Source organism: Caulobacter sp. BK020, from assembly GCF_004342605.1.
Lineage (GTDB): Bacteria > Pseudomonadota > Alphaproteobacteria > Caulobacterales > Caulobacteraceae > Caulobacter.
In genome coordinates this window covers 82,071-94,329 of record NZ_SLZL01000003.1, presented here as the reverse complement: position 1 = coordinate 94,329, position 12,259 = coordinate 82,071, and the positions used below count along the sequence as shown (strand labels likewise).

General features: G+C 68.5%; 15 protein-coding genes and 1 pseudogene. 5 read left to right on the top strand and 11 right to left on the bottom strand.

Annotated features, from left to right (window positions below; all coding sequences use genetic code 11):
• The first annotated feature begins 318 nt into the window (after positions 1–318).
• The 3 genes from EV278_RS04505 (at position 319) to EV278_RS04495 (ending at position 1,353) form a co-directional block, all read left to right on the top strand.
• Positions 319–669: a UrcA family protein gene (locus EV278_RS04505; protein WP_132087155.1), complete on the top strand. Its 351-nt coding sequence runs from the start codon at positions 319–321 to the stop codon at positions 667–669.
• Between the two features lie 139 nt (positions 670–808).
• Entirely contained in the window at positions 809–1,075 is a 267-nt protein-coding gene (locus EV278_RS04500; RefSeq protein ID WP_132087152.1) for a DUF4160 domain-containing protein, read from the top strand.
• Positions 1,072–1,353 carry a DUF2442 domain-containing protein gene (locus tag EV278_RS04495; RefSeq protein WP_132087149.1) on the top strand — a complete coding sequence of 94 codons (282 nt, stop codon included), beginning with the start codon at positions 1,072–1,074 and terminating at the stop codon, positions 1,351–1,353. Before EV278_RS04500 ends, EV278_RS04495 begins: the two co-directional genes overlap by 4 nt.
• A gap of 67 nt (positions 1,354–1,420) precedes the next feature.
• Here EV278_RS04495 and EV278_RS04490 read toward each other — a convergent pair whose 3' ends face one another.
• The 8 genes from EV278_RS04490 to EV278_RS04455 form a co-directional block, all read right to left on the bottom strand.
• A complete protein-coding gene (locus tag EV278_RS04490) occupies positions 1,421–2,839 on the bottom strand; it encodes an NAD(P)(+) transhydrogenase (Re/Si-specific) subunit beta (protein WP_132087146.1) in 1,419 nt (472 codons plus the stop codon).
• A 1-nt stretch (position 2,840) separates the two neighbouring features.
• Positions 2,841–3,731 (bottom strand): hypothetical protein, encoded by an 891-nt coding sequence (locus tag EV278_RS04485; protein WP_132087143.1) that lies wholly within the window; start codon positions 3,729–3,731, stop codon positions 2,841–2,843.
• Positions 3,732–3,758: 27 nt separating this feature from the next.
• Positions 3,759–4,094, bottom strand: a complete 336-nt coding sequence (locus EV278_RS04480; protein ID WP_057186238.1) for a proton-translocating transhydrogenase family protein — start codon at positions 4,092–4,094, stop codon at positions 3,759–3,761.
• A gap of 151 nt (positions 4,095–4,245) precedes the next feature.
• Positions 4,246–5,385: a Re/Si-specific NAD(P)(+) transhydrogenase subunit alpha gene (locus EV278_RS04475; RefSeq protein WP_165916523.1), complete on the bottom strand. Its 1,140-nt coding sequence runs from the start codon at positions 5,383–5,385 to the stop codon at positions 4,246–4,248.
• 120 nt (positions 5,386–5,505) lie between these two features.
• Entirely contained in the window at positions 5,506–5,736 is a 231-nt protein-coding gene (locus EV278_RS04470; RefSeq protein WP_132087137.1) for an aa3-type cytochrome c oxidase subunit IV, read from the bottom strand.
• Positions 5,737–5,796: 60 nt separating this feature from the next.
• On the bottom strand, positions 5,797–6,816 hold the full coding sequence (locus tag EV278_RS04465) for a glycosyltransferase family 9 protein (protein WP_132087134.1): 1,020 nt from the start codon (positions 6,814–6,816) through the stop codon (positions 5,797–5,799).
• A gap of 220 nt (positions 6,817–7,036) precedes the next feature.
• The gene (locus tag EV278_RS04460) at positions 7,037–7,957 is read right to left on the bottom strand and encodes an alpha/beta hydrolase (protein WP_132087131.1); all 921 of its coding nucleotides are present in this window, start codon (positions 7,955–7,957) and stop codon (positions 7,037–7,039) included.
• A 2-nt stretch (positions 7,958–7,959) separates the two neighbouring features.
• Positions 7,960–8,433: a PaaI family thioesterase gene (locus tag EV278_RS04455; RefSeq protein ID WP_132087128.1), complete on the bottom strand. Its 474-nt coding sequence runs from the start codon at positions 8,431–8,433 to the stop codon at positions 7,960–7,962.
• Positions 8,434–8,576: 143 nt separating this feature from the next.
• Between EV278_RS04455 and EV278_RS04450 the strand changes: the two genes are divergently transcribed.
• Both EV278_RS04450 and EV278_RS04445 read left to right on the top strand, forming a co-directional pair.
• Positions 8,577–9,089: an RNA polymerase sigma factor gene (locus EV278_RS04450; RefSeq protein WP_132087125.1), complete on the top strand. Its 513-nt coding sequence runs from the start codon at positions 8,577–8,579 to the stop codon at positions 9,087–9,089.
• Positions 9,079–9,675: a hypothetical protein gene (locus EV278_RS04445; RefSeq protein WP_132087122.1), complete on the top strand. Its 597-nt coding sequence runs from the start codon at positions 9,079–9,081 to the stop codon at positions 9,673–9,675. The genes EV278_RS04450 and EV278_RS04445 overlap by 11 nt, the downstream gene beginning before the upstream one ends.
• A 34-nt stretch (positions 9,676–9,709) precedes the next feature.
• Here EV278_RS04445 and EV278_RS24290 read toward each other — a convergent pair.
• From EV278_RS24290 to EV278_RS04435, 3 genes and pseudogenes are all read right to left on the bottom strand, one after another.
• Positions 9,710–9,790: pseudogene (locus tag EV278_RS24290) on the bottom strand (hypothetical protein); the annotation flags it as partial.
• 7 nt (positions 9,791–9,797) lie between these two features.
• Complete coding sequence (locus EV278_RS04440) at positions 9,798–10,652, bottom strand: pirin family protein (RefSeq protein ID WP_132087119.1); 855 nt, start codon at positions 10,650–10,652, stop codon at positions 9,798–9,800.
• Positions 10,653–10,796: 144 nt separating this feature from the next.
• Complete coding sequence (locus EV278_RS04435) at positions 10,797–12,155, bottom strand: AarF/UbiB family protein (RefSeq protein WP_132087116.1); 1,359 nt, start codon at positions 12,153–12,155, stop codon at positions 10,797–10,799.
• Positions 12,156–12,259 lie beyond the last annotated feature (104 nt).

The following is a 12,259-nucleotide window of genomic DNA, read 5'->3' as shown; positions in this document are numbered from 1 at the left end:
TCACAGACGGTCGGTCGACCCGGGATGACCGCGCCGAAGCGCGCTTCCATCCCACAGGCGACCTTTCGGGATGATGAAGGCGGGCTCTATGCCCCGCTTGTGAGGCGAAAAGGCGGCGCACCTTAACCATTCGTCAAGCATGACCATAAATCAGCCCACGGATGTTCGGTGAAACATTACGATATGTTCAGAACATTACTTTCAGTACACTTCTTTAATTACACGTCATGAAGCAGACGTAACGAGTATTCGCGAAAATCGGCGAGTATATCTTTGGACATGGGGCGCAGGGACGCGCCGGGACAAAGGAACACTCCAATGCGCAAGTTCATGACCAGCCTGACCGCCGTGGCCACCGTCACCCTCGCCGCCGTGCCCGCCCTGGGCCTGCTGCAGGCCGCCCACGCCGCCGAGCCGACCGCCACCGTGTCGCTGGTCGGCCTGAACCTCTCCAACCCGGCCCACGCCGCCGAGTTCCTGGCCCGCGTCGACGCCGCCAGCGAGCAGGTCTGCAGCGCCAAGGCCCGCAACAATCCGGGCGGCGACTTCACCATGGCCGGCTGCAAGATCGCCGCCCACAAGCAGGCCGCCTCGCAACTGTCCAGTCTTCAGCGCCAGGGCTTGCAGATGGCCGCCCGCGCCACGCCGACGGCCGTCGCCGCCCGCTAAGCGGTCGCATGACGCCGAGAAAAGCAAGAAGCCCCGGACGGGAACGTCCGGGGCCCTTTCTTTTGGGTGGTGCAAAACGCTCTTGCAACAAGAACAAAATAGCAACATCTTGGGCGCCACTGAGCGAACGGGGACAGGCATGCCGATCATCTCGATCTTCTTCGGCATCGTGATCCGAATGAATTTTTCCGACCACAACCCGCCACATCTGCACGCGGAGTATCAGGGCCACGAGGCGTTGTTCGACATTCGGACAACCGAGCTTATCGCCGGCGAACTGCCACGGGCTGCTATGCGAATGGTGACCGACTGGATCGCAGCGAACCGCGCTGCGTTGGCTGAAAACTGGGATCGGGCCTATAGTGATAGGCCTACCTTCAGGATCCCGGGATTGGATCAGGAATGACTTTCAAACTCGTCAAGGCGATTAATGTGAAGGCCCTGCCGGGCTATCGGCTGGACATCGCTTTTTCCGACGGATCAAGCGGGATCGCCGACCTCAGCGAAATTACGCTGTCCAAAGGTGAAATGGCCCGCCCGCTCGCCGACGAGGCCTTCTTCGCACAGGTCTTCTTGGAAATGGGCACACCGACTTGGCCCAATGGCTATGACGCCGATCCAACCAACATACGGATGAAACTGGAAGCGGCGGGCCAACTCTTGATGGACGGCGCGACCGCTTAGCAGGGCGACGTGCAAAGGAAGGCCCCGGACGGGAATGTCCGAGGCCTTCCCGTTGTTGGCGAAAACCCTACAGCCCCTTGACGATCCCCTCGACCATCTTCTTGGCGTCGCCGAACAGCATCATGGTGTTGTCGCGGAAGAACAGCTCGTTCTCGACGCCGGCGTAGCCCGAGCTCATGCCGCGCTTGATGAACAGCACTGTGCGGGCCTTCTCGACGTCCAGGATCGGCATGCCGAAGATCGGGCTGGCGGGGTCGGTCTTGGCGGCCGGGTTGGTGACGTCGTTGGCGCCGATCACGAAGGCCACGTCGGCGGTCGAGAACTCGCTGTTGATGTCCTCCAGCTCGAACACCTCGTCATAGGGCACGTTGGCCTCGGCCAGCAGCACGTTCATGTGGCCGGGCATGCGACCGGCGACCGGGTGGATGGCGTACTTCACCTCCACGCCCTCTTCCTTCAGCTTGTCGGCCATCTCGCGCAGGGCGTGCTGGGCCTGGCTGACGGCCATGCCGTAGCCGGGGACGATGATCACCTTGCTGGCGTTCTTCATGATGAAGGCCGCGTCGTCGGCGGACCCTTGCTTGACCGGACGGGTCTCGACCTTGCCGCCGGGCCCGGCCGCCGCGTCGGCGGCGCCGAAGCCGCCCAGGATCACCGAGACGAACGACCGGTTCATGCCCTTGCACATGATATAGGACAGGATCGCGCCCGACGAGCCGACCAGGGCGCCGGTGATGATCAGGGTGGTGTTCTCCAGCGTGAAGCCCAGGGCCGCCGCGGCCCAGCCCGAATAGGAGTTCAGCATCGAGACCACGACCGGCATGTCGGCCCCGCCGATCGGGATGATCAGGGTCACGCCGATCAGCAGGGCCAGGGCGAAAATCCCCCAGAACGCCCAGATCGCGTGGCCGCCGCTGGCCACCAGCACCACCACCAGGGCGACGATGGCCAGGGCGATGACGATGTTGATCAGGTGGCGGGCCGGCAGCAGGATCGGCGCGCCGCCCATGTTGCCGTTCAGCTTGGCGAAGGCGATGACCGAGCCGGTGAAGGTGATGGCGCCGATCGCCAGGCCCAGCGACAGCTCGATCAGGCTGTTGAGGTGCACCTGGCCGTTGTCGCCCAGGATGCCGTAGGCCGCCGGGGTGTAGATCGCCGCCACGGCCACCAGGCAGGCGGCCATGCCGACCAGGCTGTGGAAGGCCGCCACCAGCTGCGGCATCGAGGTCATGGCCACCCTGCGGGCGATCACCGCCCCCACCGCGCCGCCGACCGCGATGCCGCCCAGGATCAGGCCGATGGTCACGGGATCCAGCGCGCCCTGCTTCCAGAGCGTGGCCAGGGTGGTCAGCACGGCGATGGCCATGCCGATCATGCCGTTGCGGTTGCCCGCCTGGCTGGTCACGGGGCTCGACAGCCCGCGCAGCGCCAGGATGAACAGCACCCCGGACACGATGTAGAGGATGGCGGCGAGATTGGCGTTCATGTCAGGTCTTGGCCCCCAAGAGCGGCGACGAGGAAAGCGGCGGCGCGGCGTTGACGCCGAACCGGGGCGGATGGCCCGATGGCAGGCCGGAGAGGTCGTAGCGCGGCGGCTCGTAGTGGTTGGCCGCCGTATAGGGCGCGGCGAAGCGGGCCTGGCCGTCTGGACCGGTCAGTTCGTCCTCGCGCACGAAGAAGGCGTTGGCGCCGGAGAGGTTGCAGCCGACCAGGGCGTAGCCCTTGGCGCGGCCCAGCGCCTCCAGGCTGGAGAGGCTGGCGCTGTGATAGTTGCCGCCGTCCCAGACCCGGTCGGCCTTGTATTCGGCGACGAAGGCCACTGGGGGCGGATAGGCGGCGTTATATTCGATGATGAGGACGCGCGGCCGCACGGCGGCGATCGCCCGCCAGATCCAGTAGTCGTTGCCGTCGATGTCGATCGACAGCAGGTCGACGCTCGCCGGCGTGTCGGCCGTCCCGCCGGCCCACGGGCCCAGCAGGCCGTCGATGTTCTCGGCGGTGACGAAGGCCTTGCGGACGGTCAGCCGGCCCTGGCCCACGGCGACGGCCTGGTGGCCCTTGGCCGCCTCGACATACTTGTCCGAGCCGTCCAGCCACAGGCCGCTCCAGCCGGCCATCAGCAGCAGGGCGGTGTTGCACTCCACCCCGGCCTGGACGCCGAACTCGATGAACCGCCGGTCGCCCTCGCCGATGCGGTTGAAGATCTCGAGAACGATGCCGTCCTCGTCGTTCTGGCTGTAGGTCTTGCGGCCATGGGCGATCAGCCGCCCGGGCTCCCGGGCCCGGGGTGAGGCCCGCAGCTCGTCCCACCAGCGCTCCAGCGCGATGCGCCGCAGGCTGTCGGAACGATTGGCGATTTTCTTGATCGCGCTGAACATCGCCCGAAGGCTCCCCCGCCTTCGCGCCTATTTCTTCTCTTTCTTCTTGTACATGGCCAACATCCGGTTGGTGACCAGGAAGCCGCCGAAGATGTTCACGGCCGCGAAGGCGGCGGCGATGGCGCCGGCCCCCTTGGAAATCCAGGTCGAGGCGGCGACCGTTCCGCCGTCCAGATCGCTGTGCGCCCCGTGCGCGGCGGCGGCCAGCAGGGCGCCGACGATGATCACCGACGAGATGGCGTTGGTCACGGCCATCAGCGGGGTATGCAGCGCGGGCGTCACGCTCCAGACCACGTAGTAGCCGACGAAGATGGCGAGCACGAAGATCGCCAGGCGGAACACGGTGGGGTCGACGGCTTCCATATTCAGGCTCCAGGCTTGGTGCGTCCTTCGAGGCCCTCGCTACGCGAAGGCGCCTCAGGATGAGGAAGTTGGTTGGCTCGGTCTTCGCAGTAGAACCTCATCCTGAGGTGCGAGCGAAGCGAGCCTCGAAGGACGAGGTTCGGCCGCACCGTCAGCCCACCAGGCTCGGATGCACCACCGCCCCGCCCTGCGTCACCAGCGCCGCCTTCAGGATCTCGTCCTCGAAGTCGGGAGCGAAGGCGCCTTCCTTGTTCAGGAACAGGCTGGACAGCGCGAATAGGTTGCGGGCGTAGAGCGCCGAGGCGTCGGTGGCCACCCGGCCGGGCAGATTCGGAATCCCCAGGATCTTGACGCCGTTGGCCGTGGTGGCGACCTCGCCCAGCTTGCCGCCCTCGACATTACCGCCGGCCTCGATGGCCAGGTCGACCAGCACCGAGCCCGGCTTCATCGACGCCACCTGGGCGGCGCTGACCAGCTTGGGCGCGGGACGGCCGGGGATCAGGGCCGTGGTGATGACGATGTCCTGCTTGGCGATGTGCGAGGAGACCAGCTCGGCCTGCTTGGCCTGGTATTCCTTAGACATCTCCTTGGCGTAGCCGCCGGCCGTCTGGGCGTTCTTGAACTCCTCGTCCTCGACGGCCAGGAACTTGGCCCCCAGCGACTCGACCTGCTCCTTGGTGGCCGGACGCACGTCGGTGGCGGTGACCACCGCGCCCAGGCGGCGGGCGGTGGCGATGGCCTGCAGGCCGGCCACGCCAACGCCCATCACGAACACCTTGGCCGCGGCGACGGTGCCGGCGGCGGTCATCATCATCGGCAGGGCCTTGCCATAGGCCTCGGCCGCCTCGATCACGGCGCGGTAGCCGGCGAGGTTGGCCTGGGACGACAGCATGTCCATCACCTGGGCCCGGGTGATGCGCGGGATGAATTCCATGGCGATCGCGCTGGCGCCGGCCTTGGCCAGGGCGTTCAGCGTGTCCTTGTCCTGGTGCGGATTGAGCGCGGCGGCGACGATCGCGCCGGTCTTCAGGGCGGCGATCTCGGCGGCCTCGGGGGCGCGGACCTTGAACAGGACGTCGGCGTCCTTCACCGCGTCCTTGGCGGTCTTGGCCAGCTTGGCGCCGGCCGCCTCGTAGTCGGCGTCCGGATACGAGGCCGCGGTCCCCGCCCCGGCCTCGACCACGACCGAGAAGCCGGCCGCGGCCAGCTTCTTGACGGTCTCGGGCGTGGCCGCGACCCGGGTTTCACCACCGCGGGTCTCTTTCGTGACGGCGATAACGGCCATCGGCATACCCCTCCCAAGGACGCTGCTTGCTGCGACGAGCTTGCGCGTCTCTCTAGGGGATGTTCTTGCCCGATGTCGAGCCTTACGCTCGCGTCAGGGGCAAAAAATTACCGATGTCTACCGGTGTCAGTGAGCGGAGGCGGGCTTTTCGCGCAGGAACACGACGCCAAGGATCGCCAGCACGATTCCCGGGATCACGCCGCCGACGAAGCCGGCCGAGGTGCAGAACCACAGGGTGATGGTCAGCAGCAGCACGGCGACGGCCAGCGAACCCCACTTGGTCATCTTGCCAAAGGCTTCGAAGGTCGCGGACTGTTCGTGGATGTCCATTTCACCGCGTTGATAGTCGCCGGCCATGTCAGTTTCCTGGGTGGAATTAAAAAACGCCCCGCCGCTTACAACGTGCGGGCCGTCGGCTCAAGCCGCCCGGATGTCGCGGTTGGCCCACCCTTCCTGAATGAACCGCGTTCGAACAGCCGAGACAGCCTGATCGACTGAAATGTCGGCGATCCGCCCCTCCCCGCCGTCGAGACGGCTGAGCCAGCGCGAATAGGCCGGGACCGGGCTGGTCCCCATCAGGCCGATCGCCGGGCGGCCGACCGAGGCGGCGACGTTCAGCGGTCCGGAATCATTGCCCAGGAACCCGGCCGACAGGGCGATCAGGGCCGCGGCCTGGTCCAGCGGCAGGTCGCAGGCCAGGACGTCGCGACCGCCGGGCTGGGCCTCGAGCGTCGGCTTCAGCCGCGCCGCATCGTTGGGTCCGCCCAGCCAGAACACCGTCGGGAACAGGTCCGCCAGGGCCTGCGAGGCGGCGGCGAAGCGTTCGGCCGGCCAGGTGCGGGCCGGCTCGCTGGCGCCGACGCCCAGCACCAGCCAGGGACCAGGCAGGTCGCCGAACCGCGCCTTGACGGCCGCGACAGCCTTGGGGTCGAGCTTCAGGTCCGGCTCACGGCTGTCGACCTTCAGGCCGTGCAGCGCCTCGAACGCCGTCAGCTTGTCCAGCCGATGGTCGGGCCGCATGGCCTTGGGCAGGAACGGGCCCTGCAGCCACTGCTCCTGGCTCTTGTGGCCCAGGCCAAAGCCCCGCCGCTCGGGCACCCCGGCCAGCCAGGCGGCCTGGGCGGGGCGGCCGATCTTCTCCAGGATCCAGACGGCGCGCGGCTTGACCTCGCGGCAGATGCGCCAGAAGTCGACGACCTCCTTCACGCCTTTCAGCGATCCGGAGAAGTGGCGGGCATAGACCACGCTGGCGATCGTCGGCTCGACCGCCAGCACCTCGGCGGCGCGGCTGGACGGCCGAGCCGCCAGCACCACCCGCCCCTCGGGCGTGGTCGCGGCGATGGCCCGGAACGTCGGCAAATGCCACATCAGGTCGCCGATGCCGCGGTCGGGGGCGTAGACCAGGACGGGGCCGGGGGGCTTGGAGGCGGAGCTCATGCGACGGGCTTAGCCGGCGGTTGGTGGGTTGTCATCCCGCACGCCCCTCTCAACCGTCATTCCGGGCCTCGTGCCCGGAACCCCTTTCTCCGTCGCAGGTGCGGAAGCGTGACGCGCCAGCGCGTCAAGGCGCTTCACCGTCGGCTGAACGAGGGGTTCCGGGCACGAGGCCCGGAATGACGGCGCCAATTTTGGATATGTGAGGGATAGATCTTCGAAGCTACCCCCACCCCGCCAGCAGCCCCCTCAGCCCCGCCACGAAGGCCAGCGGCTGGTCGACCATCACGTGGTGGTCGGCGTCGGGGATGACGGCGCGCAGGACGCTGTCGGGCATCTCGCGGACCATGTAGTCCACGGTCTCGGCGGTCATCAGGTTCGAGCGCTCGCCCCACATCATCGCCGCCGGGCAGGCGATGCGCGGCAGCAGCAGGCCCAGGTCCGGCATCGAGAACCGCTGCCAGATGGCCGGGTCGAACTTCCAGGTCCACCCGCCCTCGACCGCTTTCAGCGAGCCCCGGGCGATGAAGTCGGCGATGTACAGGTTCTCGCAGCCTTGCGGCGGGGCCAGGCGGAAGCGGGCCAGAGCCGCCTCCAGGGTGGGATAGACCCGGTTGGCGTCCGGGCGCGAAGGCGGGCCGCGCCAGCGCTTTTCCGGCGGTTGGATGCTGCTGTCGACCATGACGATCCCGCGCAGCCGATCGGCGTGCTCGACGCCGTAATAGAGGGTGGGAAAGCCGCCGAACGAGTGGCCGACCAGGATCGGCTTCACCCCGCCGGCTTCCAGCTGCGCCGCCTCGACCGCCGCGGAGATCTCAGCCGCGAACAGCTGGGCCGAATAGGCCGGCCGCCAGTCCGACCCGCCCATGCCCGACCATGAGATCGCCGCGCACCGCCAGTCCTTCGCGAAGAACGGCGCGATGAAGCTCCACCAGTCGGCGTGGGCCCCGTTGCCGTGCAGGAACAGCAGGCCCGGCTTGCCGACCTCGCCCCAGGTCAGGAGCTCGATCCGCGCCCCCTCGACCGGGATGAACGAGCGTTCGGGCGCGGCGGCGACGGCCGCCCCGAACCAGGCGGGGGCCGGCGGCTTTTGGCCCTGGAACGGGCCGAGCAGCGAGACGGGCGCGGGGCGGTCGTCGGCCATGCTCAAGCCTCTTCCCGATAGGCGATCTCGCCTGGTCGCGGCGCGCGCGGGGCCAGGGCCTTGAAGATCCCGGTTCCGGTCATCAGGGTCCGCTCGCCGGCCCAGATGCGGCCGCGGACGGTGAACACCAGGTCCTGCTCGATCAGCAGCTCGCCCTCCCCCTCGACGAAATCGCCAAGCTGGGCCCCGGACAGGAAATCGCAGTTCAGGCGCACCGTGACCCAGCTGTAGGACTTGCGCAGCGAAATGATCCGGCCCCAGGCCATGTCGGCGAAGCTCATCAGCATGCCGCCGTGGCAGTTGCCCTGGCCGTTGGTGTGGTGCTCCTCGACCCGGAAACCCAGGGTCGCCTCGCCCGGCCCGGCGCGCTGCTCGTACAGCGGCCCGATCTGCCGGCCAAAGCCGCGCGACCAGTTGAGCAGGCTGTAGCCTTTGGGCAGGGCGGCGGCCTGGGCGTCGGTGAGATCGTCGGACATGGGCAAAGTCTAACGAGCGTTTGAAGGGTGGCAAGGGCGACGCTGGGGAAGGCTGGCGCGGCGCTTTCGCGGCCCGTGTAAGGACGGGATGGCCGCCGGCGTCTAACCTCTCGAAAACGGGTCATTCTCAAGAAAAGGCGGCCATGGGCGCTGGACGGCAGGAGGACGAGGCTTTCGCGGCGTGGCTGGCGCCGCACCTGGGCGCGCTGCGCCGGACGGCCCGCGCCTTCGCCGAGCCGGCCGACCAGCACGACCTGATGCAGGAGCTGATGCTGGCGGTCTGGCGGGCCCGACCGCGCTTTCGCGGCGACAGCGCCGACACGACCTTCGTCTACCGGGTCGCCCACAACACCGCCCTGACCTGGAAGCGGGGCGAGACCCGCCGCCGGCGGCGGCGCGAGGCGATCGCGGCCGAGATGGCCCTGCGGCTGGAGGCGGTCGACACGCCGGAGGCCTGCCTGCTGGACCGGCTCTACGACGCCATCCGCTGCCTGCCGCCGCTGGACCGCTCGCTGGTCCTGCTGTCGCTGGACGGCCAGCCCTATGCCGAGATCGCGCGCCTGCACGGCCTCAGCGAAACCAATGTCGGCGCCCGGCTCAGCCGCGTCCGCCGCCGTCTCTCGGACCTCGTGGAGGAGCGCGCCGATGGAGTTTGAGCGTCTCGAACAGGCCTGGCGCTCGCAGGCCAACACCCCCGACCAACAGGCCCAGGCCTATCTGATGGAGCAACTGATGCACGCGCTGAAAGCCCGCCGCCGCGGCGAGATCCTGCTGTTCGCCATCCCCGTCGCGACCATGAGCGTCTTTACCGCGCTCGCCGGGCAGGCGGTCCTGGCCGGCCAGACCGATCCGGGCCGAGAATGGGGAGCGCTGGCCATGCTGGGCGTCTGCTGGGCCGTGCTGGCGGCGGTGCTGGTCGCCGGCCTCTTGGCCCGGCGCGCCCCGCGCGACGGCTCGTCGGTGCGCCAGACCCTGGAGGCCCTGCTGGCCGCCAACCGCCGGGCGCGGGTCAACTACCGAATCTTCTGGATGAGCCTGCCGGTGTTCCTCGTTCCGATGCTGGTGGCCGTGGTCCAGCTGCACGACGTGGGCAAGACCACCGACCGGAACATGGTCCAGATGCTGGCGGTGTTCGGCCTCGCCCTGGGCGCCAGCGTCGGCTGGAACGCGCTGCGGTTCTTCAGGGTGCTGAAGCCGGAACAGCGGCGGCTGGAGGGCTTGCTGGCGGAGTATGGGGAGTAGGCGCCCAGCGTTGTGCGTCCTTCGAGGCCCGCTACGCGGGCGCCTCAGGATGAGGAGCACTGTTGCTGAGGTCCTCATCCTGAGGTGCGAGGCGTAGCCGAGCCTCGAAGGACGCACCGCTCCTACCCCGGCACGGCCCCGAACTTCCCCGCATTGTAGTCGTCGATCGCCTGGATGATCTCCTCGCGGGTGTTCATCACGAACGGGCCATGGGCGAAGACCGGTTCGCCGATCGGCTCGGCGTGGCCCAGCAGGACCACCGCGCCCGCCGGGCAGTCGAAGGCCACCGCGTCGCCGTCGTCGTTCAGCTCGACCAGGTTCCAGCGCGAGGCGGCCTGGCCGCCGACGGCGATCTCGCCGGAGACCACGTACAGGAACACCGCCCGGCCCTTGGCGACCGGCAGGGTCACCGCCCCGCCCGGCGCCAGGCGCACGACGCTCATCTCGATGCCGATCAGCGACGGGAACGGCCCCGTCACGCCGTCGACCGCGCCGGAGATCACCTCGATCGTCGCGCCGCCGGTCTCGACCTTGGGGATCGCGTCAGCCTGCAGGCCCAGATAGTTCGGGTCGGTCATCTTCAGCCGGCTGGGCAGATTGACCCACAGCTGCAGGATCTCCAGCGGCCCGCCCGCCTGCTTGAAGCTGGCCGGCGACAGCTCGGCGTGCACCAGGCCGCGGCCGGCGGTCATCCACTGCACCCCGCCCGGGCCGATGACGCTCTCGTGGCCCCCGCTGTCCAGGTGCGAGAGCTCGCCGTCCAGGATGAAGGTCACGGTCTCGAAGCCGCGATGCGGATGCGGCCCGAACGGCAGGCCGCGATTGTTGGCCGGATAGACCTGCGGGCCATGGTGGTTGAGGAACAGGAACGGATCCAGCTGCGGGATCGCCGGTCCGGGCAGCGGGCGGCGCGTGGTCAAGTCGCCGATGTCGTCGCGCTGGGCGGGGTGAAGGCGCTTGAGGGTTCTGGCTTGCATTTTACCTCCGCTCATCCCGGCGAAAGCCGGGACCCAAGCTGATGTCCCAGCAAAGACGTACGCGATTGTGAGCCACGGCGCGAAGCCTTCGGATTCGGCTTGGGTCCCGGCTTTCGCCGGGATGAGCGGAATATGGGGAGAAAGTCAGGAAATCCCTGCGGCGCTCAGCACCGCCGCCTGCCGCTGGGCCAGGCCCTCCTCCGAGAAGCCCTCCAGCGATCGCTCGAACAGCGCCTTCCAGTTATGCCGCGCGCCCAGATGCAGGAAGGCCGCGCCCAGACCGATGGCGGCGCGGTCCATGAACACGAACTCGCGCGGGATCAGCACCGGCCCCTTCGCCTTCAGGGCCTGGCGCACCTTGAAGGCCTCGCGCCGGCCGTACTCGCCGGGCGGCACGTCGTCGGCGACGCTGCGCACCCGGTCGTCCAGCAGCGGACCGTAGATGAACCGGGCCCAGACGTTCAGAACGTCGACCAGGTCGTCGTTGAGATTGGCGAAACCCCAGCTTCGGTAGGCCTCGACCTGCTCGGCGCGATCGTCGTTCGACAGAGCGCGGTACAGCCGCACCACCCCGCCCACGAACTTCGGCGGAAAGATGCGGATGCAGCCGAAGTCCAGCAGGTTCAGATGCGCCGCGCCCTCGCCGCCGAAGGTGTAGTTGCCCAGGTGCGGGTCGCCGTGGATGATCCCCAGGTGGGTCATCGGGCTCCACCAGGCCTCGAACAGTAGGGCGGCGATGCGGTCGCGGGTCTCCTGCGACGCGTCCTTGAAGGCCAGCAGCCCCCGGCCCTCCAGCCAGGTCATGCTGAGCAGGCGCTTGGTCGACAGGGCGGGCACGGGCTCGGGAACCTGGATGTCGTCGCGCCCGGTGAAGAAGCCGCCATAGACGGCCATCAGCCTGGCCTCGCGCTCGTAGTCCAACTCCTCGCGCAGCCGGTCGCCGACCTCGACGATCATCTCGGTCGGATCGATCGAGCCGTCCATGCGCTTGAACAGGCCGATCAGGGCCCGCAGCTGGGAGAGGTCGCTTTCGACCGCGCTCTGCATGTCGGGATATTGCAGCTTCACCGCCAGGGCCCGGCCGTCGGGGGCGACGGCGCGGTGCACCTGGCCCAGGGAGGCGGCGGCTGCGGCCTCGTGCTCGAAGCTCTGGAACCGACCGGCCCAGTCCGGCCCCAGCTCGGCGGCCATCCGCCGGCGCACGAACGGCCAGCCCATGGCCGGGGCGTTGGTCTGCAGCTCGGCCAGCTCGGCGGCGAATTCCGGCGGCAAGAGGTCCGGCACGGTCGCGAACATCTGGGCCGCCTTCATCAGCGGGCCCTTGAGACCGCCCAGGGCCGCCTTCAGCGCCTTGGCGTTGCGAGCGTCGGCGCTGTCGCCGCCGAACAGGCTGTTGGCGCCGTAGCTGACCGCCGCGCCGGAGAGACCCGCCCCGACCTTGGCGAACCGCGACACGCGGCCGGCCAAGCGGTTGCGTTCGGGGTCCCTTGGATTATCGGACACGCCGCAAACCCCCTCCGGCCCTTCGGGCCACCTCCCCCAGAGGGGGAGGATCTGCACCGTAACAGATGCTCCCCCTCTGGGGGAGCTGTCGGCGAAGCCGACTG